The 23,889-nt window shown below is 69.1% G+C and carries 22 protein-coding genes; 17 read left to right on the top strand and 5 right to left on the bottom strand.

The annotated features are described in order from the left end of the window. Positions 1-24: 24 nt before the first annotated feature. From A5730_RS21425 to secA, 3 genes are all read left to right on the top strand, one after another. The gene (locus A5730_RS21425) at positions 25-657 is read left to right on the top strand and encodes a ComF family protein (RefSeq protein WP_067905013.1); all 633 of its coding nucleotides are present in this window, start codon (positions 25-27) and stop codon (positions 655-657) included. Positions 658-980: 323 nt separating this feature from the next. After that, entirely contained in the window at positions 981-1,652 is a 672-nt protein-coding gene (gene hpf, locus A5730_RS21420; RefSeq protein ID WP_067905010.1) for a ribosome hibernation-promoting factor, HPF/YfiA family, read from the top strand. Positions 1,653-1,731: 79 nt separating this feature from the next. Continuing rightward, the gene (gene secA, locus A5730_RS21415) at positions 1,732-4,557 is read left to right on the top strand and encodes a preprotein translocase subunit SecA (protein WP_067905007.1); all 2,826 of its coding nucleotides are present in this window, start codon (positions 1,732-1,734) and stop codon (positions 4,555-4,557) included. Positions 4,558-4,566: 9 nt separating this feature from the next. Here secA and A5730_RS21410 read toward each other — a convergent pair whose 3' ends face one another. Continuing rightward, complete coding sequence (locus A5730_RS21410; RefSeq protein WP_156745883.1) at positions 4,567-5,100, bottom strand: hypothetical protein; 534 nt, start codon at positions 5,098-5,100, stop codon at positions 4,567-4,569. A 93-nt stretch (positions 5,101-5,193) separates the two neighbouring features. Between A5730_RS21410 and A5730_RS21405 the strand changes: the two genes are divergently transcribed. The 5 genes from A5730_RS21405 (at position 5,194) to A5730_RS21385 (ending at position 10,060) form a co-directional block, all read left to right on the top strand. Next, entirely contained in the window at positions 5,194-5,940 is a 747-nt protein-coding gene (locus A5730_RS21405) for a hypothetical protein (RefSeq protein WP_067905002.1), read from the top strand. Between the two features lie 33 nt (positions 5,941-5,973). After that, on the top strand, positions 5,974-7,521 hold the full coding sequence (locus A5730_RS21400; RefSeq protein WP_082946945.1) for an HD domain-containing phosphohydrolase: 1,548 nt from the start codon (positions 5,974-5,976) through the stop codon (positions 7,519-7,521). Between the two features lie 69 nt (positions 7,522-7,590). Further along, positions 7,591-8,346: a methanethiol S-methyltransferase gene (mddA, locus tag A5730_RS21395; protein WP_067905201.1), complete on the top strand. Its 756-nt coding sequence runs from the start codon at positions 7,591-7,593 to the stop codon at positions 8,344-8,346. Positions 8,347-8,415: 69 nt separating this feature from the next. Further along, complete coding sequence (locus A5730_RS21390) at positions 8,416-8,898, top strand: cation:proton antiporter regulatory subunit (RefSeq protein WP_055399072.1); 483 nt, start codon at positions 8,416-8,418, stop codon at positions 8,896-8,898. Between the two features lie 4 nt (positions 8,899-8,902). Beyond that, complete coding sequence (locus tag A5730_RS21385; protein ID WP_067904996.1) at positions 8,903-10,060, top strand: cation:proton antiporter; 1,158 nt, start codon at positions 8,903-8,905, stop codon at positions 10,058-10,060. A gap of 5 nt (positions 10,061-10,065) precedes the next feature. On the opposite strand, the gene A5730_RS21380 is transcribed toward A5730_RS21385, so the two are convergent. Then, positions 10,066-10,605, bottom strand: coding sequence for an Rv3235 family protein (locus A5730_RS21380; protein ID WP_067904993.1), 540 nt, complete (start codon positions 10,603-10,605; stop codon positions 10,066-10,068). 175 nt (positions 10,606-10,780) lie between these two features. Between A5730_RS21380 and A5730_RS21375 the strand changes: the two genes are divergently transcribed. The 9 genes from A5730_RS21375 to A5730_RS21335 all read left to right on the top strand — a co-directional run bounded on the left by A5730_RS21375 (position 10,781) and on the right by A5730_RS21335 (position 20,980). Further along, the gene (locus A5730_RS21375; protein ID WP_067904989.1) at positions 10,781-12,199 is read left to right on the top strand and encodes a wax ester/triacylglycerol synthase family O-acyltransferase; all 1,419 of its coding nucleotides are present in this window, start codon (positions 10,781-10,783) and stop codon (positions 12,197-12,199) included. Between the two features lie 43 nt (positions 12,200-12,242). After that, complete coding sequence (ppk2, locus tag A5730_RS21370; protein ID WP_067904986.1) at positions 12,243-13,103, top strand: polyphosphate kinase 2; 861 nt, start codon at positions 12,243-12,245, stop codon at positions 13,101-13,103. Positions 13,104-13,230: 127 nt separating this feature from the next. Beyond that, the gene (locus A5730_RS21365) at positions 13,231-13,734 is read left to right on the top strand and encodes a hypothetical protein (RefSeq protein WP_067904982.1); all 504 of its coding nucleotides are present in this window, start codon (positions 13,231-13,233) and stop codon (positions 13,732-13,734) included. A gap of 99 nt (positions 13,735-13,833) precedes the next feature. Then, a complete protein-coding gene (locus tag A5730_RS21360; RefSeq protein WP_369829908.1) occupies positions 13,834-15,027 on the top strand; it encodes a ferredoxin reductase in 1,194 nt (397 codons plus the stop codon). Positions 15,028-15,114: 87 nt separating this feature from the next. Next, entirely contained in the window at positions 15,115-16,398 is a 1,284-nt protein-coding gene (locus A5730_RS21355) for a fatty acid desaturase (RefSeq protein WP_067904979.1), read from the top strand. Positions 16,399-16,449: 51 nt separating this feature from the next. Beyond that, positions 16,450-17,556 carry an AraC family transcriptional regulator gene (locus A5730_RS21350; protein WP_231994751.1) on the top strand — a complete coding sequence of 369 codons (1,107 nt, stop codon included), beginning with the start codon at positions 16,450-16,452 and terminating at the stop codon, positions 17,554-17,556. A 75-nt stretch (positions 17,557-17,631) separates the two neighbouring features. Then, positions 17,632-19,128, top strand: a complete 1,497-nt coding sequence (locus A5730_RS21345; protein ID WP_067904976.1) for an NAD(P)/FAD-dependent oxidoreductase — start codon at positions 17,632-17,634, stop codon at positions 19,126-19,128. Positions 19,129-19,147: 19 nt separating this feature from the next. Continuing rightward, entirely contained in the window at positions 19,148-19,684 is a 537-nt protein-coding gene (locus A5730_RS21340; RefSeq protein WP_067904973.1) for a hypothetical protein, read from the top strand. Positions 19,685-19,885: 201 nt separating this feature from the next. Further along, positions 19,886-20,980, top strand: a complete 1,095-nt coding sequence (locus A5730_RS21335; RefSeq protein ID WP_067904970.1) for an amidohydrolase family protein — start codon at positions 19,886-19,888, stop codon at positions 20,978-20,980. A 27-nt stretch (positions 20,981-21,007) separates the two neighbouring features. On the opposite strand, the gene A5730_RS21330 is transcribed toward A5730_RS21335, so the two are convergent. Genes A5730_RS21330 through A5730_RS21320 form a run of 3 tightly spaced genes read right to left on the bottom strand, consistent with a single transcriptional unit; the run spans position 21,008 to position 23,764 of the window. After that, positions 21,008-21,499, bottom strand: a complete 492-nt coding sequence (locus A5730_RS21330) for a DUF302 domain-containing protein (RefSeq protein WP_067904966.1) — start codon at positions 21,497-21,499, stop codon at positions 21,008-21,010. After that, entirely contained in the window at positions 21,496-22,584 is a 1,089-nt protein-coding gene (locus A5730_RS21325) for an NmrA family NAD(P)-binding protein (RefSeq protein ID WP_067904963.1), read from the bottom strand. Before A5730_RS21325 ends, A5730_RS21330 begins: the two co-directional genes overlap by 4 nt. A 7-nt stretch (positions 22,585-22,591) precedes the next feature. After that, positions 22,592-23,764 carry a thiolase family protein gene (locus A5730_RS21320; protein WP_067904960.1) on the bottom strand — a complete coding sequence of 391 codons (1,173 nt, stop codon included), beginning with the start codon at positions 23,762-23,764 and terminating at the stop codon, positions 22,592-22,594. Between the last annotated feature and the right edge of the window lie 125 nt (positions 23,765-23,889).

The following is a 23,889-nucleotide window of genomic DNA, read 5'->3' as shown; positions in this document are numbered from 1 at the left end:
CCCCCGCCCGCGACACTGACCCCCATGCTCGACCTCATCCTGCCGCTGCAGTGCGGCGGCTGCGGCGCCCCGTCGACCCGCTGGTGTGCGGCCTGCGCCCGGGAGTTGAGGGTGACCGCCGACCAGCCGCATGTGGTGAGCCCCCGCGTCGACCCGGGGGTGCCGGTGTTCGCGCTCGGCCGCTACGCCGGCGCCCGCCGGCAGGCGATCCTGGCGCTCAAGGAGCACGGCCGCGCCGATCTCGTCGGCCCGTTGGCGCGGGCGCTGGCCACCGGCGTGCACCGGCTGCTGTCGTGGGGCATCGTCGAGACCCCGCTGGCCGTGGTGCCGGCGCCGACGCGTCGTTCGGCGGCGCGCCGGCGCGGCGGCGACCCGGTCACGAGGCTGGCGCGCGCCGCGGTGGCGGGCCACCCGGCCATCACGGTCGCCCCGGCGCTGCGGATGAGGGCGCTCGCTCGCGACTCGGTGGGGCTTGGCACGGGCGCCCGCGAGCGCAACGTCGCGGGCCGGGTGCTCCTGCGCGGGACGCGGCCGCGTGGCGAGGTCTTGATCATCGACGACATCGTCACCACCGGGGCGACGGCCCGCGAATCGGTGCGGGCGCTGGACGCCGCCGGCGTCCGAGTCGCGGCCGTGCTCACGGTCGCGGCCGCGTGAGGCTGTGCGGCCGCCAAGAGTATGTGAAGAACTCGCAACAGCTCCGCGAAATCAGTGGCATGGCGAGGCGAACAAGAGCTAACGTCGAGAACAACGTTAATCAACTCACTGGTCTGACTCACTGGTCGCGGCATTCCCAGGTTGAGACCCCACTCGCGGGAAGGGGTGAGTATTCGACACCTTGCATCGGCGAGCAGCCTGCAGCGGTGATTTACCCAAAGACCCGCTCTCCCCACCTCGTCGGCGCGTCGTAAGCAAGCCGGGCACGCAGGGCGCGTGCGACGTGAAAGAGAAACGAGTTGTCACGTATGTCAAGGCTATCCGTGGATTCCGGTCAAATTCTTGACCCACCGCCGACGCAAACCGACGGCCAAGCCCCACCGGCGATGACCGAAGCCGAAGTCGTCTTCAAGGGCCGCAATGTAGAAATCCCCGACCACTACCGGGTGTACGTCTCCCAGAAACTCGCCCGCCTCGAACGGTTCGATCGCTCCATCTATCTCTTCGATGTCGAGCTCAAACACGCGCCCAACCGCCGACAGCGCAAGTCGTGTCAACGCGTGGAGATCACCGCCCGCGGCCGTGGGCCGGTGAGCCGCGCGGAGGCCTGCGCCGACAGCTTCTACGCGGCGTTCGAGTCCGCGGTCGACAAACTCGAGAACCGGTTGCGCCGCGCCAAGGACCGCCGCAAAGTCCACTACGGCGACAAGACCCCGGTGTCGCTGGCCGCCGCCACCGCGGTCGTGCCACCGCCGCGCCCCGAACCCACGCCCGAGCCGCCCGTCGACCATGACGGCGCCGACACCGACCACGAGCCCGGCCGGATCGTGCGGACCAAGGAACACCCGGCCAGGCCGATGACGGTCGACGACGCGCTCTACGAGATGGAGCTCGTCGGGCACGACTTCTTCCTGTTCCACGACAAGCAGACCGAACGGCCGTGCGTGGTGTACCGCCGCCACGCCTACGACTACGGGCTGATCAGGCTGTCCTGAGGTTCGCCGGCTCTCAGCGGGTCGTCACCTACCATGGGAGTCGCCTAACGAAAGACTCCTACCAACAGGGGACATTGCTGTGCTGTCGAAGTTGCTGCGCCTCGGCGAAGGTCGCATGCTCAAGCGTCTCAAGCGGGTGTCTGACTACGTCAACACCTTGTCCGACGAGGTCGAAAAGCTCACCGACGCGGAGCTGCGCGCCAAGACCGACGAGTTCAAGAAGCGGCACGCCGACGGCGAAAGCCTCGACGACCTGCTGCCCGAGGCGTTCGCGGTGGCCCGCGAGGCGGCCTGGCGGGTGCTCGACCAGCGCCCGTTCGACGTGCAGGTGATGGGCGCCGCGGCGCTGCACTTCGGCAACGTCGCCGAGATGAAGACCGGTGAGGGCAAGACGCTGACCTCGGTGCTGCCGGCCTACCTCAACGGCATCGGCGGCAAGGGCGTGCACGTCGTCACGGTCAACGACTACCTGGCCAAACGCGACAGCGAGTGGATGGGCCGCGTGCACCGCTTCCTCGGCCTGGACGTCGGCGTGATCCTCGCGCAGATGACGCCCGACGAGCGGCGGGTGGCGTACGCCGCCGACATCACCTACGGCACCAACAACGAGTTCGGCTTCGACTACCTGCGCGACAACATGGCGCATTCACTCGACGACCTGGTGCAGCGCGGGCACAACTTCGCCATCGTCGACGAGGTCGACTCCATCCTGATCGACGAGGCCCGCACCCCGCTGATCATCTCCGGGCCCGCCGACGGCGCCTCCAACTGGTACCTCGAGTTCGCCCGGCTGGCGCCGCTGATGGAGAAGGACGTCCACTACGAGGTGGACCTGCGCAAACGCACGGTCGGGGTGCACGAGCTGGGCGTCGAGTTCGTCGAGGACCAGCTCGGCATCGACAACCTCTACGAGGCCGCCAACTCGCCGCTGGTCAGCTACCTCAACAACGCGCTGAAGGCCAAAGAGCTGTTCAACCGCGACAAGGACTACATCGTCCGCGACGGCGAGGTGCTCATCGTCGACGAGTTCACCGGCCGCGTGCTCTACGGCCGCCGTTACAACGAGGGCATGCACCAGGCCATCGAGGCCAAGGAGCACGTCGAGATCAAGGCCGAGAACCAGACGCTGGCCACCATCACGCTGCAGAACTACTTCCGGCTCTACGACAAGCTCGCCGGCATGACCGGTACCGCCCAGACCGAGGCGGCCGAGCTGCACGAGATCTACAAGCTCGGGGTGGTGCCCATCCCGACCAACAAGCCGATGGTCCGCGCCGACCAGTCCGACCTGATCTACAAGACCGAGGAGGCCAAGTACATCGCGGTGGTCGACGACGTCGTCGAGCGCTACGAGAAGGGCCAGCCGGTGCTGATCGGCACCACCAGCGTCGAGCGCTCCGAGTACCTGTCGCGGCAGTTCCAGAAGCGCCGCGTGCCGCACAACGTGCTCAACGCCAAGTACCACGAGCAGGAGGCCGGCATCGTCGCGGTGGCCGGCCGGCGCGGCGGGGTCACCGTGGCCACCAACATGGCCGGCCGCGGCACCGACATCGTGCTGGGCGGCAACGTCGACTTCCTCACCGACCAGCGGCTGCGCGAGCGTGGCCTGGATCCGGTGGAGACCCCCGACGAGTACGAGGCCGCGTGGCACGAGGAGCTGCCGAAGGTCAAGGAGGAGGCCGGCAAGGAGGCCGCCGAGGTGGTCGAGGCCGGCGGCCTGTACGTGCTGGGGACCGAACGCCACGAGTCGCGACGCATCGACAACCAGCTGCGCGGCCGCTCCGGCCGCCAGGGCGACCCGGGGGAGTCGCGCTTCTACCTGTCGCTGGGCGACGAGCTCATGCGCCGCTTCAACGGCGCCGCCCTCGAGGCGATGCTGAACCGGCTGAACCTGCCCGACGACGTGCCGATCGAGGCCAAGATGGTCACCCGCGCGATCAAGAGCGCCCAGACGCAGGTCGAGCAGCAGAACTTCGAGGTCAGAAAAAACGTCCTCAAGTACGACGAGGTGATGAACCAGCAGCGCAAGGTGATCTACGCCGAGCGCCGCCGCATCCTGGAGGGCGAGAACGTCAAGGAGCAGGCGCTCGACATGGTCCGCGACGTGGTCACCGCCTACGTCACCGGCGCGACCGCCGACGGCTACGCCGAGGATTGGGACCTCGAAGCGCTGTGGACGGCGCTGAAGACGCTGTACCCGGTCGGCATCGACCACCACACGTTGATGCGCCTGGACGCCGACTCCGAGCGCGACGACCTCACCCGCGAGGAGCTGCTCGACGAGCTGCTCAAGGACGCCGAACGCGCTTATGCCGCAAGGGAAGCCGAGCTCGAGGAGATCGCCGGCGAGGGCGCGATGCGTCAACTCGAACGCAACGTGCTGCTCAACGTCATCGACCGCAAGTGGCGCGAACACCTCTACGAGATGGACTACCTCAAGGAGGGCATCGGGCTGCGCGCGATGGCGCAGCGCGACCCGCTGGTGGAATACCAGCGCGAGGGTTACGACATGTTCATGGCCATGCTCGACGGCATGAAAGAGGAGTCGGTCGGCTTCCTGTTCAACGTGACGGTCGAGGCGGTCCCGAGCCCGCAGGTCGCCCCGGTGGAAACGCCGGAGGGACTCAAGGAACTCGGAGCCGCGGCCGATCAGGGCGAGACCGCCCCGCCCGCGCGCGAAGAGGCGCCAACCCAATTGCGCGCCAAGGGAATCGAGAACGAGGCGCCGGCGATGACCTACTCGGGCCCGTCGGAGGACGGCTCGGCGCAGGTACAGCGCAACGGCGGCAACGGTCAGAAGACGCCGGCGGGCGTGTCCGGGGGAGGCTCCCGGCGCGAACGGCGTGCGGCCGCCAGGCAGCAGGGCCGCGGCGCCAAGCCGCCGAAATCGGTGAAGCGGCGCTAGGGCGCGCCTTTATCTCCCGCCGGGCGTGCGGCGATGCGTGCGGCGCCAGATCGCGCGGCCAACGGCCGCGGCGACGCACAGCACGAGCCCGGCGAGCAGGGACTGCAACGCGAAGACCGCGAAGTCGTTGACGTCGTAGGCGCCGCCGTCGCCGACGCACTGGAAGCTCACGGTGGTGCCCGACTGGCCCGGCTTGTAGCTGTAATGCGAAGTGTTATAAGCCATCTCATACCCGCTGCGGCAGACGATCGGGCTCATCCACAGCGCGGCCGACGGGATGACCGCGGTCACCGCCGCCCCGACCCCGGCGCACAACCCGATCACCCCGCCCAGTACCGCGACGACGGGCAAGACCCACCCGGCCCCGGCGCGCTTGCGCGTTGGCGCGGCGTACGCGATGGGCTGCGGTTGGCGTCGCTCGACGGGTTGATCCCCTCCAGCGGCGGCCCTGGCGTCGGCCAGCTGGCGCTCTAACTCCGTGATGCGCTTTTGCTGCGCGAGCTGGCGTTCCAGTTCGGCGATGCGCTGCTGCGGGTCGTCCATCAGCACATGATCGTACTGCGCGACGGCGCGGCGCCGAGGATTTGAGGCAGCCGCCCCATGCGGTGCGGGCGCGTCCGCGCGCACCATTCACACATGACCACAGCACGCACCCCACTGGACGCCGCCACGGCCGTCCTGCGCAATCCCCGCCTGCCCGCCGGGGACGACGAACGCTTCGTCGGCTTCGGCGTGATGGGCCTCCCGTTCGCCAGCGGACACTATCTGGCGCTGCGGCACTTTCCCGCCACGTCGTTCTCGCCCGGCTACCGATCGGTGTGGCACCGCGACCCCGACGGGAAGTGGACCTTCTACGCCACCACGCCGGGACCGCAGAGCTGCGCCCGATTCTTCAGCTCGGCGACCCCCAACGACGCGGTGCAATGCGACATCGACGTCGCCTGGGTCACCCCCTGGTCGCTGTTCGTCGAGATCCCGAATCTGCTTGCCTGGCATATCGATATCGGCACCACCCCGTCGACCCGGCTGATGAGCGCGGTGGGCGGCCGGTTGCCGGCGCGCGCGTGGACGAACCGGGCCATGCTGGCCGCCATGGGCCGGGCCGCCGGCCCCACCCTGCGGGCCGGCCGGGTCCGGCTCGCGGGGACGGCGCCGAACGGGCAGCGCTTCATGATCGCCCCGGCACAGTTGTGGGCGGTGACGGACTCGCGCGCCGCGTGGCGTGGGGCCGACCTGGGACCGGTCGGCCCGCTGCCGGATCAGCCGCGGCTGGCCGGTTTCCGGCCGCCGCAGCGCGGCCTGTTCGTCGTCGGCTCGGGGCATTTCGAAACGTTCGACGCCGCCCGCCACCACGGCGTGGGGCGCACTGCGCCAATCGGCTGACCGCGGGCCGATGAGCTGGGCACAATGAGGCCCATGTCGGAGCCCGAATTGCCGACCCGCGCCGAACTGCTGGCGGCGCTGTCGGTGGCGATCGACCTGGGCCTGGGGCAGCCCGCCGAGCACATGCTGCGGGCGGCGCTCATCGCGACCAGGCTCGCCGACCGCCTCGCGCTCGACCGGGAACAACGCGACTGCACCTACTACACGACGCTGGTCATGTGGATCGGCTGTCACGCCGACTCCCACGAATACGCCCGCTGGTTTGGCGACGACATCGCCGTGCGCCACGACTCGTACCTGGTCGACTGGTCTGGGCTGCCGTACCTGCGGTTCCTGGCCGGCAACGTGGGCCGCGGCCAGCCGTTGGCGCACCGATTGAGCTTGATGGCAACGCTTTTCGCCAACGCGCGCGGCCACATCTCCCGATTGATTCACTCGCATTGCACCTCGGCGGCGGTGCTGGCCGACCGAATCGGCTTGGGCCCCAACGTCCAGGCGGCGGTGGCGTTCGCGTTCGAGCGCTACGACGGCGGCGGCCTGCCCGCCGGCGCGCAGGGCGACGAGATTCCGATTCAGATGCGGATCGCCCAAATGGCCGACATGGTCGAGGTGCACCACCGCAACTACGGTGTGGCCGGGGCCGTGGCCATGGCGCGCGACCGGTGCGGCGGGCAGTTCGATCCGAAGGTCGTCGACGCGTTCTTGCGCGACGCGGAGGAGGTCCTGGCCGGCCCGCCGGCCGGCGACGCGTGGGCGGCGGCATTGGCGGCGGCGCCCGATCAAGGCCGTCTCGACGACCGGTCGCTGGACGCCCTGCTCGTCGCGCTCGGCGACTTCGTCGACTTGAAATGCCCTTTCACCCTTGGCCATTCACGCGCGGTGGCCCGGCTCGCCGGGGACGCGGCGCGGGCCGCGGGCGTGGACGCCGACGCGGTGGCGTTGACGCGGCGCGCCGGTCACGTGCACGACCTGGGCCGCATCGGGGTGTCTAATCAGATCTGGTCCCGGCAAGGGCCGTTGACGGCAGCGGAATTCGAACGCGTGAGGCTGCACCCGTACCTGACGGTGCGCATCCTCAACCTGGTTCCGGCGCTTCGGCAGCTCGCGGAGGTCGCGGGCAACCACCACGAATGCCTGGACGGCTCCGGATATCCGCGCGGGCTCGCCGGGTCGGCGCTCGGCCTACCGGACCGCATCCTGGCGGCAGCGGTCTCCTATCAGTCCGCTTGCGAACCCAGGCCGTACCGCGAAGCGATGTCCCCGGACGCGGCGGCCCGGCGGCTGCGCGGGCGGGTGCAGGCCGGCGAACTCGAGTCGGTGGCCGTCGAGGCGGTGCTGCACGCGGCGGGCCAGCCGGCGCAACGGCCCAACGTGCGCCCGGACGGCTTGACGCCCAGGGAGATCGAGGTGCTGTGTCTGGTCGCGCGCGGCGCCTCGAACAAGGACATCGCGGCGTCGCTGGTGATCAGCGAGAAAACCGCCCGCAACCACGTCGAGCGAACTTACGCCAAGATCGGCGTATCGAACCGCATCGGCGCCAGCATGTACGCGCTGCGCAACGGACTGGTCAAAAATACCTAGTGCCCCGCCCGGCAAAGATGAGGCAAACGACCTATGGTCGCGCGCTTCCACGCGGCGGACACTAAGCCCATGAAGCGATACTTGACGCTTGGTTACGGCGCCGCGGCGTACCTGCTCTTCCTCGCGGCCTTTCTGTATCTCATCGCCTTCGTGGGCAACTTCGCGGTGCCACGAAGCGTCGACCGCGGGCTCGCCGCGCCGCTCGCCGAGGCGATGCCGATCAACGCGGCGTTGGTCGCCCTGTTCGGGATCCAGCACAGCGTGATGGCCCGGCCCGGGTTCAAGCGCTGGTGGACGCGCTTCGTCCCGTCGGCGATCGAGCGCAGCACCTACGTGCTGTTCTCGAGCGTGGTGCTGGCCCTGCTGTATTGGCAATGGCGAACGATGCCGACGGTGATCTGGGATGTGCGGATGCCCGCGGCCCGCGGGGTGCTGTGGGCGCTGTTCTGGCTCGGCTGGGCGATCGCGCTGCTGGCGACCTTCCTGATCAACCACTTCGACCTGTTCGGGCTGCGGCAGGTGTACCTGGCGTCGCGCCAACAGCCGTACACCAGCATCGAATTCCGCGTCCGCCTGCTCTACCGGGTGGTGCGCCACCCGCTGATGCTCGGCATGGTCATCGCGTTCTGGGCCGCGCCCGTCATGACGGCCGGACACCTGCTGTTCTCGATCGGCATGACGGGCTACATCCTGATCGCCACGCAGCTCGAGGAGCGCGACCTGATCGCGGCGCTCGGTCACCAGTACGCCGACTACCGCCGTGAGGTGTCCATGCTGCTGCCGATTCCGCGCCGGCACAGCACCGAGATGGCGCGGCAGGGCTGATTCAGCAGTTCTCTAGGAGCCCGCCGATCCGGCACCGGCGCCGCCGTCCGACCTGTCAGGATTGACGGTATGGATGTCAAGGAGGTGCTGCTGCCGGGCGTCGGCCTTCGCTACGAGTTCACCGACCACAAGGGCGACCGCATCGGCATCATCGCGCGGCGCAGCGGAGACTTCGAGGTCGTCGTCTATGCCCGGGAGGATCCCGACGAGGCCCGCCCGCTGCTGCACCTCAGCGAGGAAGAGGCCGAGGCGGTGGCCGCGATCCTGGGCGCGCCCCGGATCGCCGAGCGGTTCACCGAGCTGGCCCGCGAGATACCCGGACTCGAGACCGGACAGGTTCACATCCTGGCCAGCAGCCCGTTCGTCGACCACCCGCTGGGCGACACCCACGCGCGGACCCGCACCGGCGCCTCCATCGTCGCGATCGTGCGCAACGACGAGGTGCTCGCCTCGCCCGGGCCGGCCGAAATGCTGCATGCGCGAGACGTTTTGATCGTAATCGGAACCCAGGACGGCATCGCCGGCGTCGAGCAGATCATCGACAAGGGCTGAGCCGGTGCAAGTTTCGTGGGCGCTGTTGCTACAAGTCGGCGCCCTCCTGGCCACGCTGGCCGTATTGGGCGCCGTGGCACGCCGATTCGCGTTGTCGCCGATTCCGGTCTACCTGCTGGCGGGACTGTCGCTGGGTAAGGGCGGAATACTGCCGCTGGCCGCCGGCGGCCAGTTCATCACGACGAGCGCGCCCATCGGCGTCGTGTTGCTGCTGCTGACCCTGGGCCTGGAGTTCTCCGCGGCCGAATTCGCCGCCAGCCTGCGGCACCACCTGCCGTCCGCGGGCGTGGACGCCGTGCTGAACGCGACCCCCGGCGCGGTCGCCGGCTGGCTGCTGGGACTGGACGGCGTGGCCATCCTGTGCCTGGCCGGCGTCACCTACATCTCCTCCTCGGGCGTCATCGCGCGCCTGCTGGAGGACCTGCGCCGGCTCGGTAACCGGGAGACGCCGGCGGTGCTGTCCGTGCTGGTGCTGGAGGATTTCGCGATGGCGGCCTACCTGCCGCTGTTCGCCGTGCTGGCCTCGGGCGGCGGGTGGCTGCACGCCGTCGTCGGGATGGTGGCGGCGGTGGCCGCGCTGTTGGCGGCGTTCGCCGCGTCCTACCGCTGGGGCCACCACGTCGGACGCCTGGTCGAACATCCCGATTCCGAACAGCTGCTGCTGCGGGTGCTGGGCATCACCCTGATCGTGGCCGCGATGGCCGAATCGCTGCACGCGTCGGCCGCCGTGGGCGCGTTCCTGGTGGGGCTGACACTGACCGGGGAGACGGCGAAACGGGCGCGCGAGGTGCTGGGCCCGTTGCGCGATCTGTTCGCCGCGATCTTCTTCCTGGCGATCGGCTTCTCGGTCGACCCGCACGAGCTCGTCCCGATGCTGCCGGCGGCGCTGATACTGGCCGTGGTCACCGCGGCGACCAAGGTGGCCACCGGGGTGTTCGCCGCCCGGCGCGACGGGGTGGCCCGCCGCGGGCAACTGCGCGCGGGCACCGCCCTGATCGCGCGGGGCGAGTTCTCGCTGATCATCATCGGGTTGGCGGGCACGTCGATCCCCGCCGTCGCCGCGCTGGCGACGTCGTACGTCTTCATCATGGCGATCGTGGGTCCCGTGTTGGCCCGCTATACCGGCGGCCCGCTCGCGCCCAGCGCCGGGCCCCCGCGCTAGGGGAGTCAACCGATGTGCAGGGCCACCACCAGCCACCCGGCGGGCGCGCGCTCGACGCGGCAGGCGATGGCGTGGACCCGGTTCCCGCGGCTGTAGGAGCCGAACACCTCGGCGGCGGTGTCGGGGTCGCGGTGACCCGCCGGCTGCAGCCGCAGCCGGCGCAGCACCGCGGCGCCCTGCTGGCCGGCGGCCGAATGGCCCACCGCGACAACGGAATCCATCAGGGTCGGCGTCAGCAACGCGCGCAGTTGGGCGACGGGGCGGCGGCGGTCGATGACTTCCAGCACCCGGCGCAACGCGGCGTCGGCGAAGGTCGCCGCCTGGCGCATCGCCGCCGACATGACGGGGCGGGGCTGTTCCGCGGGTTGCCTGCCGGGCGGATGGGGGCGGTGCGGCGCGTGCGGGCTGCGCCGGCGCAGCGGCGCGCGCGTCGACGGGCGGCACGCGGGCGCGTTCTGCGATATGTCTTGTGGGGGTGGCTCGTAGTCGACGACGGGTAGGACGGCGAAGGCGCCGGAAGGACCCGCGACTGGACTGGTGTTCACGCGCACTCTCCAACTCTTCGGCCGAACTCGCAAGAGCCCGCTGGAGAGTGGCAGGCAGTCGTCATCATGGCACAACTCGGGCTCGCGCGTGCCCGCGCTCGGCCGGGCGATTACGGTGGGCGGGACATCGCCTTTCCCAGCAGGGCGATGATTCGATGAGGAGGACTGCGCCCCCATGGTGACCCGGTTGTCCCCATCGGACGCGTCGTTTTTTCGGCTGGAGAACACGGCCACCCCGATGTACGTCGGATCGCTGTCGATCCTGCGCCGGCCCCGCGCGGGGCTGAGCTACGAGACGCTGCTGGCCACCGTGGAACATCGGTTGCCCCAGATCCCGCGCTATCGCCAGAAGGTCCGCGAGGTGCGGGTCGGCTCGGCCCGGCCGGTCTGGGTGGACGACGCCGACTTCGACATCACCTACCACGTGCGGCGCTCCGCGCTGCCCTCGCCGGGCAGCGACGAACAGCTGCACGAGCTCATCGCCCGGCTGGCCGCCCGGCCGCTGGACAAGTCACGGCCGCTGTGGGAGATGTACCTGGTCGAGGGTCTGGCCAAGAACCGGGTCGCCCTCTACACCAAGTCGCATCAAGCCCTGATCAGCGGCATGGCGGCGCTCGAGATCAACCATGTCATCGCCGACCGCACCAGGCGCCCCCCGGCGCTGCCCGAGGATATCTGGGTCCCCGAGCGCGACCCGGGTAACGCGCGGCTGATCTTCGGCGCCATCGGCGACTGGTTCGTCGGGCCGGGCACCCAGCTGCAGGCCGTCGGGTCGGCCATCGGCGGCCTGGTGACCAACCATGGCGAGCTCCTCGCGGCGGGCCGCCGGGTGGTCGATTTCGCGCGGGCCGTGGCGCGCGGCACCGCGCCGAGCAGCCCGCTGAACGCCACCGTCTCGCGCCACCGGAGGTTCACGGTGGCCAGCTGCAACCTCGAGGACTACCGCACGCTGCGCGCGCGATACGACTGCGACGTCAACGACGTGGTGCTCGCGGTGATCGCCGGCGCCCTGGGCAACTGGCTGATGTCACGCGGGGTTGCGGTGTCGCCGACCGCGACGGTGCGCGCCATGGCGCCGCTGCCCATCTACGCCGACGGTCAGCTCGACGCGACCGGCCCTGGGCAGGCCATCAGCCAGGTGACGCCGTTCCTGGTCGACCTGCCGGTGGGGGAGCCGAACGCGGTGGTGCGGCTGTCGCAGATCGCGCACGCCACCGAGTCGAACCCCACGGGCGCCCGCCTGGTGGACGCCAGGACCATCGTCACCCTGTCGGGGTTCGCGCCCCCCACGCTGCACGCGATGGGCATCCGCGTCGCCACCAGCTTCCCCAGCTTCTCCCGGCGGACGTTCAACCTGCTGATCACCAACGCGCCCGGGGCCCAGTCGCAGATGTACGTCGCCGGCACCAAGCTGCTGGAGACCTACGCCGTGCCGCCGCTGCTGCACAACCAGGCGCTGGCCATCAGCGTGACCTCCTACAACGGCATGCTGTACTTCGGCATCAACGCCGACCGGGAGGCGATGAGCGACGTCGAGTTGCTGCCCGGCCTGTTGAGCCAATCGCTGGAGGAATTGCTGGAAGCTTCCCGCTAATTACCCGGGGTGAAAGCGCCGGCCGGTTCTATCATTCGTTGGTGTGAGTACCGCGACAAAGGGCCCCAAGGCGAAGGCGGCGAAATCCACGCCGCCGAACCCGCCCAAAATTTCCGCCGCCGTATACCAAGCCGAATTGTTCCGGCTGCAAACGGAATTCGTGAGGCTGCAAGAGTGGGTACGGCATGCCGGCCAACGTGTGGTGATCGTCTTCGAAGGTCGCGACGGCGCGGGCAAGGGCGGAACCATCAAGCGGATCACCGAATACCTCAACCCGCGCTCGGCCCGCATCGTCGCGTTGCCCGCACCGACCGATCGGGAACGCGGCCAGTGGTATTACCAGCGCTATATCGCCCACCTTCCCGCCAAAGGGGAGATCGTGTTGTTCGATCGGTCGTGGTACAACCGCGCCGGTGTGGAGAAGGTGATGGGATTCTGCACGCCGCAAGAGCATGCGCTGTTCTTGCGGCAGACCCCGATCTTCGAGCAGATGCTGATCGATGACGGGATCCTGCTGCGCAAATATTGGTTTTCGGTTTCCGCGGCCGAGCAACTGCGCCGGTTCAAGGCGCGGCTGAATGATCCTGTGCGGCAATGGAAACTCAGCCCGATGGACACCGAATCGCTGTATCGCCGGGAGGACTATTCACGCGCAAAGGACGAGATGATGGTGCACACCGACACCCCCGTCAGCCCTTGGTACGTGGTGGAATCCGACGTCAAGAAACACGCACGGTTGAACATGATGGCGCATCTGCTGTCGAGCATCTCCTATCACGACGTCGAGCGGCCCCACGTCAAGCTGCCCAAGACGCCGGTGGTGAGCGGGAACTATCAGCGTCCGCCGCGCGAGCTGTCCAGGTACGTCGAGGACTATGCGGCGACCCTGGTCGGGGCTTCATGACGATCGCAAGAGCGGCGGAGCCGGTCGCAGCGGGTCGGCATCATCGGAGCATGACGATCGCAAGAGCGGCGGAGCCGGTCGCTGGGGGTACCTCCCGCTTGCGGGGGACGGGTCGGCAGGCATCGATATGACGATCGTTTACATACCGGCCACGCTCGCGATGTTGCAGCGGCTGGTGGCCGAGGGCTCGTTGCGGCCCGTCAACGGCACGGCGTTCGCGCTGACGCCGACGCTGCGCGAGTCCTACGCCGAGGGGGACGACGACGAGCTCGCCGAGGTCGCGCTGCGCGAGGCGGCGCTGGCGTCGCTGCGCCTGCTGGCCGACCCGGACGCGGAGGGATCCCTGCCGCCGCGGCGCGCGGTGCTGGCCGCCGAGGCCTCCGACGTCAGCTTTCGGCCCGACCTCGACGACGCCGTGGTGAGACTGGACGCGCCCGTCGCGCTGGAGGACGTGATCGCCGCGTACGTCGACAACGCGGAGGCGGAGGCGGACGTGACCAAAGCGATCGAAGTCATCGACGCCGCCGACCTGGGCGACGAGGACGCCGAGGTGATCGTCGGCGACGCCCAGGATCACGACCTGGCGTGGTACGCCAACCAGGAGCTTCCGTTCCTGCTCGAGCTGCTCTGACGGGCAACGATGTGACGCATTCGGTGCCGCCGACCTAGCTACGCAACCGTAGGTTACGGTACCGTAGGTTTCGTGAGGCCCTCAGAATCGACCACAATGGTGAGCGCAACCAAGACGCCGCGCAAACCTCAGGAGCTTCCGCTGGGCAGACGTAACCCCTCGATCACGGGCAACGTCGTCGAGACCAAGCGGCCCGTGGTCGCCGGCGCCGACCGGCACCCCGGCTGGCACGCGCTGCGCAAGATCGCCGCGCGCATCACCACACCGCTGCTGCCCGACGACTACCTGCACCTGGCCAACCCGCTGTGGTCCGCGCGCGAGCTGCGCGGCCGCGTCCTCGAGGTGCGCCGCGAGACCGAGGATTCCGCGACGCTGGTGATCAAGCCGGGTTGGGGGTTCAACTTCGACTACCAGCCGGGTCAGTACATCGGGATCGGCCTGCTGATGGACGGGCGCTGGCGCTGGCGGTCGTATTCGCTCACCTCCAGCCCCGCCGAAACGTCCGGTTCCGGGTCGTCGCGCACCGTCACCATCACCGTGAAGGCGATGCCCGAGGGCTTCCTGTCGACCCACCTGGTTGCCGGCGTCGAGCGGGGGACCGTCGTCCGGCTGGCCGCGCCGCAGGGCAACTTCGTACTGCCCGACCCGGCGCCGCCGTCGATCCTCTTTCTCACCGCGGGGTCCGGAATCACGCCGGTGATGTCCATGCTGCGAACTCTGGTGCGCCGCAACCAGATTGGCGACATCACCCACGTGCATTCGGCGCCCACCGAATCGGATGTGATGTTTCGCGCGGAGCTGGCCGCGCTGGCCGCCGATCACCCGGGCTATCGCCTGCAGCTGCGGGAGACCCGCAGCCGGGGCCGCTTGGACCTCGCCCTGCTCGACCACGAGGTCCCGGACTGGCGCGAGCGTCACACCTGGGCCTGCGGGCCGGAGGGCATGCTGACGCAGGCCGAGAGGGTGTGGTCGTCGGCCGGCATCGGCGAGCGGCTGCACCTGGAACGCTTCGCCGTGTCCAAGGCGGCGCCCGCGGGCGCCGGCGGAACGGTCACCTTCGCCCAGAGTGGTCGCTCGGTGGCCGCCGACGCGGCGACGTCGTTGATGGACGCCGGCGAAAGCGCCGGCGTGCAGATGCCCTTCGGCTGCCGAATGGGTATATGTCAGTCGTGCGTGGTCGGCCTGGTGGAGGGCCACGTGCGCGACCTGCGCACCGGCGCGGAACACGACCCAGGCACCCGGATTCAGACCTGCGTGTCGGCCGCGTCGGGCGATTGTGTGCTCGACATCTAAAGGCTACTCACAGGTAACCTACGGATTCGTAGGTTACGATAGCGTAGGTCTGGAACTGCTTTAGCAATCGACCGTAGGGAGGAAGACGTGGCGATCACAGACGTCGACGTATTCGCCCATCTGACGGACGCCGACATCGAGAGCCTGGCCGTTGAGCTGGACGCCATCCGCCAGGACATCGAAGACTCTCGCGGGGCGCGGGACGCCCGCTACATCCGCCGCACCATCGCCGCGCAGCGCGCGCTGGAGGTCTCGGGCCGGCTGATGCTGGCCGCGAGTTCCCGCCGTTCCGCGTGGTGGGCGGGGGCCGTCACCCTGGGCGTGGCCAAGATCATCGAGAACATGGAGATCGGCCACAACGTCATGCACGGCCAGTGGGACTGGATGAACGACCCGGAGATCCACTCCTCGACGTGGGAGTGGGACATGAGCGGGTCGTCGAAGCACTGGCGCTACACCCACAACTTCGTGCACCACAAGTACACCAACATCCTCGGGATGGACGACGACGTCGGCTACGGCCTGCTGCGCGTGACCCGCGACCAGCGCTGGAAGCGCTTCAATATGTTCAACCTGGTCTACAACACCATGCTCATGCTCCTGTTCGAGTGGGGCGTCGGCCTGCAGCACGTGGAGATCGGCAAGATCGTCAAGAAGCGGATGGAGCACGACGACGCGCGGCAGCGGGTCGACGAGTTCCTGGCCAAGGCCGGCCGGCAGGTCTTCAAGGACTACGTCGCGTTCCCGGCGCTGACCTCGCTGTCGCCGGGTGCCAGCTACCGGTCCACGGCGACGGCCAACGCCACCGCCAACATCATCCGCAACGTGTGGGCCAACGCCGTCATCTTCTGCGGCCATTTCCCCGACGGCGCGGAGAAATTCACCAAGACCGACATGATCGGCGAGACCAAGGGCCAGTGGTACCTGCGCCAGATGCTGGGCAGCGCCAACTTCGACGCCGGGCCGGTGCTGCGGTTCATGAGCGGCAACCTGTCCCACCAGATCGAGCACCACTTGTACCCGGACCTGCCGAGCAACCGGTACGAGGAGATCGCGGTGCGGGTGCGCGAGGTGTGCGACAAGTACGACCTGCCCTACACCACCGGCTCGTTCCTGGTGCAGTACGCCAAGACGTGGCGCACGCTGGCCAAGCTGTCGCTGCCCAACAAGTACCTGCGCGACGACGCCGACAACGCGCCGGAAACCCGCAGCGAGCGGATGTTCGCCGAACTGGAGCCCGGCTTCGCGGGCACCGACCCGGAGACCGGCCGGCGGCGGGGGCTGAAGACAGCCATCGAGACCGTGCGCGGCTGGCGGCGCGGAAAGCGCGCGCAGCGCGAGGCGCGGCGCGCTGACGACCTGGCGGCGTAGCACTCCGCGCCGAGCGTGTACTGAGGGCGATATTTCGGGCTGATTGTCGCCGTGAGTGCACGTTCGGCGGCGTCGCCGTTCGCCATACTGGGATACGTGCCGGTGTTCGTCGGGTCGCAGGTCTCGCACTGGGACTTTCCGCGGAGCACGGCCAGCGTCGCGTTGATGACCGAATTCGGTTGCGAGAACGGGCTTGCCGCGGCCGACGTGCTCGACGGCACCGGCCTATCGGAGGCCGACCTGCGCGACCACCAGCGGATGATCGTCGGGCGTCAAGAGCTGGCGGTCGCGACCAACCTGGTGAACCTGCTGGGCAACGCGGCCGACCTCGGCGTGCGGGTGGGCGGCAGCTATCACGTCGGGTCGTTGGGCATCTTCGGCTTCGCCTGCCTGACCAGCTCGACGCTGGGCGACGCCGTGCGGTTCGCGGCGCGGTTCTACGACCTCAGCTACGGCTTCTGCCTGCCGACCGTCATGGTGGAGGGGCCGGTGGCGGCGTTGCGGCTCGACCTGCCCGACCTGACCGGTCCGGTGGCGAAGTTCCTGGTGCGTCGCGACCTGGCGGCCATCGCCCGGGTCATGGCGGAGATGTTGGGCCGCCCCGTTCCGTTCACCTCGATCGATTTCACGGGTCCCGCGCCGTCATCGGATGCCTTGGCCCGCAAGGCCTTTGGTGTGAGACCGGGTTACGACGCGCCGGCCAGCGTGGCGCGCTGGCCCGCCGCCCTGCTGGACAACCCGCTGCCCCAGGCCAGCGAGCAGACCGTGGCCATGTGCGAGCAGCAGTGCCGCGCCCTGCTGGAGCGCCGCCGGCAGCGCACCGGTGTCGCCCGCCGCGTCCGCGAGCGGCTGGCCTCCGTCGACGGCGCGCCCCACACCATCTCCGCCGTCGCCCGGCAACTGGCGATGAGCGAGCGGACGCTACGCCGGCGCCTGGCCGAGGAGAACACGTCGTTTCGGGATCTGCTCGAGGAGGTGCACCGGGTGCTCGCCGAGGAGCTGTTGGCGACGGGCGCGCTGTCGGTCGACGACGTCGCGCTGCGGTTGGGCTACGCGGAGGCGACGAGCTTCATCGCCGCGTTCAAGAGGTGGACGGGCACGACCCCGGCGCGTTATCAGCGCTCGGTCGCGCCCCGGGCCCGGCTGCGGGCCGTCTGATTGTGGCCGGAATCATGGATTTGCCGACCGCAATCGGTTCCCTCTGACGCGTCGCGCGGCCCTAACGTTTGTCGCATGACTTCGACTACTCGCAAGCCCCGCGTGCTGGTGATCGGGGCCGGCTTCGCCGCCATCGCCGCCGCCTACGAGCTGTCCAGGGACGGTCTGGCGGACGTGACGGTGCTGGAGAAGGCCGACGACGTCGGCGGCGTCTGGCGGGAGAACACCTACCCCGGTGCGGCCTGCGACGTCCCGTCCAACCTGTACTCCTACTCCTTCGCCCGCAAGACGAACTGGGGGCGGCGGTACGCCGAGCAGCCCGACATCCTCGGCTACATCCACGACACCGCCGACCGGTTGGGCCTGCGGGACCTGGTGCACACCGGGGTGGAGGTCACCTCGGCGTGCTACGACGACGACACCGCCACCTGGCGGGTGGAAACCTCGGCCGGCGATGCCTTCGAGGCCGACGTGCTGGTGCCCGCGGTGGGCCAGCTGTCGCGGCCGGCGTTCCCGAACATTCCGGGACTCGACACGTTCGCGGGCCCCTCGTTCCATTCGGCCCAGTGGCGCCACGACGTCGACCTGACCGGCAAGCGCGTCGCGGTCCTCGGCACCGGCGCGTCGGCGATCCAGTTCGTCCCGCGCATCCGCCAGACCGCGGGGCGCGTCACCGTGTTTCAGCGCTCCGCGCCGTACATCATCCCGAAGCCGGACCGCGCCTACACCCGAGCGCACCACGCCGCGTTCGCCAAGGCGCCGGGGTTCGCCGCCGCCATGCGCGGGCTGATCTGGGAGATCTCGGAGTTCTTCGGACTCGCGCTGACCAGGGTCGCCCCGCTCGCCCGGCTGATCGGCATCGTCGCGTCGGCAAACATCAAGCGGCACATCAAGGATCCGGTGCTGCGGGCCAAGGTCACCCCCGACTATCCGATCGGCTGCAAGCGCGTGCTGTTCAGCAACGACTGGTATCCGGCGCTGGCCAGCGACAACGTCGACGTGCAGACCGAGGCGATCAGCGAGGTGACGCCGGCGGGGGTGCGCACCGCCGACGGCCGGCTGCACGACGTCGACGTCATCATCTGCGGCACCGGGTTCAAGGCCACCGAATTCCTGGCCCCGATGACGATCACCGGCCGCGACGGCCGTGACCTGCACGCCGAGTGGGCGGGCGGTGCGCGTGCCCATCTGGGCATGGCCGTGCCGGGTTTCCCGAACATGTTCCTGATCTACGGGCCGAACACCAACCTGGGCAGCAGCTCGATCATCCTGATGATGGAGCAGCAGGCCCGCTACATCCGCCAGCTCACCGAGGAGCTCGCCCGCGGCGGCGGGGGGCGCGCGTTCGAGGTGCGGGCCGACGTGGAACAGGCCTACGACGCGGAGGTCCAGGCCCGCCTCGACGCCGGCGTGTGGACCACCTGCGACTCCTGGTACCGCACCGCCTCGGGCCGGGTCACCACGAACTGGCCGGGGCTGGTGCACGAATACCAGCGCCGCACAAGGGCAGTGGCGCTGGCGGACTACGAGGTGGTCTCACCCGAGCGCGCGGCCAGCAAGGTCGGCGCCTGACGGGACTACGCTCGACGACATGCTCGCAGCGTTCGGATTCGAAACCCTGGGTGTCGTGGTCGGCGACATGTTCTTCGTCGACCCGCGCCCGCTGGAAGGTCAGGAGACCCCGGAGCGGGGCGTGCGCCTGGAACTGCGCCTCGTCGACCGGGACGAGCCGCAGGGCTCGATCTACGCCGGCGTCCCGATCGGGTTCAACCGCCCGGTGTGGCGGGTCGATCTGTTCGGCTCCACCGAGAGCCCGCCGGGCACGCTGGACCGCGCCCATCACCACCCGAAGTTCGACGGCTGGGAACCCGGCCGCCGGCATTTCGTCCCGGAGCTGTCCGCCGACCCGGTGGCCTGGCTGGCCGATCAGCTTGCCGACCCGGCCGCCGTGCTGGCGCGCGCGGGCGTCGATCCCGACCAGGTTCCCGAGGCCGATAAGGCCGGTCTGGCCGCGGCCGCACCGGAAATCGTGGCGGCGGTGAAACGGATGCTCGACGGGGTGCGGGACGGCGAGTTGGCCCCGTCACCGCCCGAGCCGGTCGCGGCCGCACGCACCGGCTGGCTCTGAGTCACCAGCCCCGCTCATTCACGCTCGGCGTCTTTCTCTGCGGCGCAGCGAGATTCGGGAAGAGGCGGGATGTGATCGGCGACGGCGGGAGCGGCCGACGGAATAACCGGACTATGGTCCGGTTATAGTGGTATGCGGTCGGCCGGCCCTGGACGGGCGCCCGCACCGAAACCCCGCGGCTGAGGAGGTCAGGTAACCGTGATGTCGCCACCTTCGGCACAAGGAGCACAAGCGCTACCCGACAACGGCTTTCAGGTGTCGCGGGTGATCGCCGTGGAGGAACACGCGTGGACCGCCGGGCTTCGGGAGACGCTCGTCGAATGCGGTGGGGATGACACCGTCACGTGGCTCAGCAATCCCGAGGACACCAGTCGTCGGCTGCTCGACGTCGGCGAAGAGCGCCTGGCCCGCATGGACGCCGCCGGCGTCAACGTCCAGGTGCTCTCCATCACCACCCCCGGCACCCAGCCGCTGCCGCCGGCGGTGGCCGTGCCGCTGGCCCGCGACGCCAACGACTTCCTCGCCGAGGCGGTGCGGCGCCGGCCGGACCGCTTCGCGGCGTTCGCCACCCTGCCTACTCCCGATCCCGACGCCGCCGCCGACGAACTGCGCCGCTGCATTCTCGAACTGAGGTTCGTCGGTGCGATGGTGTTTCCCCGTACCGGTCCAGACCTTCTGGACCACGCCGCTTTTCGGCCGGTCTTCGAGGCGGCCGCGGAGCTCGGGGTGCCCGTCTACATCCATCCCGGCATACCGCCCGCCGCCGTGCGAGAGACGTCTTACGGCGGTTTCGGGTTCGCGACAAACCTGATGCTGGCCACCGGAGGGTGGGGCTGGCACGCCGAGGCAGGTCTCGCCGCGTTGCGGCTGATCCTCGCCGGAACATTCGACCGGCATCCCGACCTGCAGATCATCCTCGGCCACTGGGGGGAGATGCTCGTCTCTTTCGCCGATCGCGCCGACGCCCTCAGCATCACCGACACCGGCCTGGACCGACGCGTCCTCGACTACATTACCAACAACGTGTACGTCACGGCCGGTGGCGTCTTCAGCCACCGCATGCTGCGACAAACGCTCGACGTTTTGGGACCGGATCGCCTGATGTTCGCCCAAGACGACCCGTACAGCGCCGCGCTCGGGGGAGGAGGCCCGGATCTCGCCGGGGCGACCGCCGGCTACCGAGACGCGCGGGCCTTCATCAACGGGGCACCCCTGAGCGCCGAAGACAAGTCCAAGCTGGCCCATCTGAACGCCGAGCGGCTCCTGCTGGGCCGTCGCGAGCCACAGAAACCCTGACCGCGCACCATCCGGCGGCGTATGGGGTTAGGCCCCGCCGGTCACCTTTTCGGCCAGCGCGGCCAGCTTGGCGTCGAGTTGCAGTGCGGCGCTCAGCAATTCGGGGTTGGGTTCGACGACCATCAGCGACGACGGCTTGACGTAGGTCAGGCTGCTGCCTTCGCCCTCGTCGGTGATCAGCAGCTCGACCGGGGCGAACAGGCCCGCCGTCACGTCGTGGCGCAGCATCGTGATCGCGATCAGCGGGTTGCCGAGAATGACGCGGGTCACCCTGCGGTCGATGCCGGCCTTGGCGATCCACGCCCCGTGATCGAAGGCGCCGAACAGCATGAATCCGCTTGGCCCGACGTGCGTTTCGACGCGCTGCCGGTAAGCGTCCCAGCAGTCGGTGGCCGCCGCGATGTCGTTGATGGGGACGGGTCGCTCGCCGATGTCGGCCAGGAGCGCGGCGAGCACCTCGTCGTAGCTCTTGGCGCTCTCGTAACGCACGCGCACGCCGTTGAAAACCGTCTCGGTCATAATCTTCCCGTCCTTCGGTCCTCGCCGATCTTGAGGATCGGGGTCCGGTTCTCCGGTTGAACCCGCTCCCACAGGCCGCCCTTGCCCAGCTCTCGTCCCAACCGGTCCTCTCGGCGGAGCCACTCCTCGGCGCTCTTGATCCGATGCGGGTGAATCTCGTCGAGCAGGGCGTAATCGCGCTTGATGATCTCGTACCTCCACAAGTTCCAGAACCCGGTGAAGTTGTCGCGGATGTTCATGGTGCTCTTGTCGTTCGGGTCCGCGTTGTACCCGGCGGGTGCATCCGCGGCTCTGCTGAGGGGACCCTCGCGCCAGTAGGTGTCCAGATCGGTGTCGATGTAGCGGGCCGGACGCCCGGTGACCTTCTCGAACGCCGCGGCAAGATCGGCGTAGCGGATCTGGTCAATGGCGACTTCGAGATCGAGGCCATTCGCGCGCTCGGGATGGTCGAAAAGCCAACGGACGTAATACCCGCAGTCTTCGAGAGCCACGTGGGGTACGGCTCCCTCGCCGAGCGGAACCCGCCACGTCACCACGCCGTCCTCGATGCTGGGTGCCATCGGCGTCCCGGGCGAAATCACCATCTCGATGTACGGGCCGGTCGTGAACACCGCCGCGCCCATTCGATTGCCGTTCACCTGATTCTGAAACAGGATCCACTCACCCACGCGGCCCTTGCCGTCATAGTGGCCGGTGCGGAATCGGGAGTCATATCCCGACTTCTTGAGCCCATAGTCGAGGTTGCCGTAGACGAAGAACCTGACGCCTTCTTCGACGGCTATCTCGTAAGCGCGCATCGCCCAATACATCTCGGTCTTCTCGCCGGTGTTGAACCCGTCGATGTTGATGAACGCTCCGTCGGCGCCGCGGAACCCTTCGCGCAGGACCGCTTCATCGGCGAACGAACCTTCCAGGACGGAGACGTTGTCGAGGGCGAGGAGCTCCTTGGCCCGCCGGGACGCGGGGTCGCGGCTCAGGAATCGAACCGAGTATTTCTTGTCGGCGACCAGGGCACGAATGACGGGCATGCCCTGGGCGCCGGTGCCGCCGATGACGAAGAGCTTCGAGGTGCGCTGCGAGGACATCGTCGTCTCACAACCGCTCGATGATGGTGGCGTTGGCCATGCCGCCGCCCTCGCACATCGTCTGCAGCCCGTACCGGCCTCCGCGCTGCTGCAACGCGTTCACGAGAGTGGTCATGATGCGCGCGCCGCTGGCGCCCAGCGGGTGGCCGATCGCGATCGCGCCGCCGTTGACGTTGGTCTTGGCCAGGTCGGCGCCGGTGTCCTGCGCCCAGGCCAGCACGACGGGCGCGAAGGCCTCGTTCACCTCGAACAGGTCGATGTCGGCGAGCGTCAGGCCGGCGCGGCTCAACACCCTCTCGGTGGCCGGGATGACCCCGGTCAGCATGTAGAGCGGATCGGAGCCCACCACGGTGGTGGTGTGGATGCGGGCCAGCGGGCGCAGGCCGAGCTTCTTGGCCGTTTCACTGGTGGTGATCATGACCGCGGCGCTGCCGTCGGACAGCGGCGAGGAGTTGCCCGCGGTGATCTCCCAATTGATCTGCGGGAAGCGGGCTTTCATCGCCTCGCTGTAGAACGCGGGCCACAGGCCGGCCAGCGTCTCGACGGTGGTGCCGGGGCGGATGAATTCGTCGGTGGCAAGCCCGGCGATTGGAATCAGCTCGTTGTCGAACAGCCCGTCCTTGGTGGCGCGGGCGGCCTTGTCGTGGCTGGCGGCGGAGAACTCGTCGAGCTGGGTGCGCGAGAAGCCCCAGCGCGCCGCGATCAGCTCGGCGCTGATGCCCTGCGGCACCAGACCGTCGGGGTAGCGCCGCGTCATGTCGTCGCCGAACGGGTTGCTGCCCGGCAGCACCGAGGTGCCCATCGGGACGCGGCCCATCGACTCCACACCGGCGGCGACGACGAGGTCGTAGGCGCCGGAAATCACGCCCTGGGCGGCGAAGCTGATGGCCTGCTGGCTGCTGCCGCACTGCCGGTCGATCGTGACGCCGGGAACCGATTCCGGGAATCCCGCGCCCAGCAGCGCGTTGCGGGCGATGTTCACGGCCTGGTCGCCGACCTGGGCGACGGCTCCGGCGATGACGTCGTCGATCTGCCCCGGGTCCACGCCGGTGCGGGCCACCACTTCCCGCAGGCTGTGCGCCAGCAGGTCGGCCGGCAGCACGTCGTGCAGGGCGCCGGTGGGTTTGCCCTTGCCGATGGGCGTGCGGACGGCTCCGACGATGACGGCGTCGCGGTTCATGGCTCCTCCTCGAGTCCCAGCATCTAGGTATAGATCGCTGTACTCAGGTAAACATCTGGGTACACTAAAAGCAACCCAGCCGGGGAGGTGATCTATGACACTGCTGCAGGGACCGCTGGCCGACC

Source organism: Mycobacterium sp. ACS4054 (genome assembly GCF_001667275.1).
In the GTDB taxonomy this organism is placed as follows: Bacteria; Actinomycetota; Actinomycetes; order Mycobacteriales; family Mycobacteriaceae; genus Mycobacterium.
This window is presented reverse-complemented; position numbering and strand designations above follow the sequence as displayed.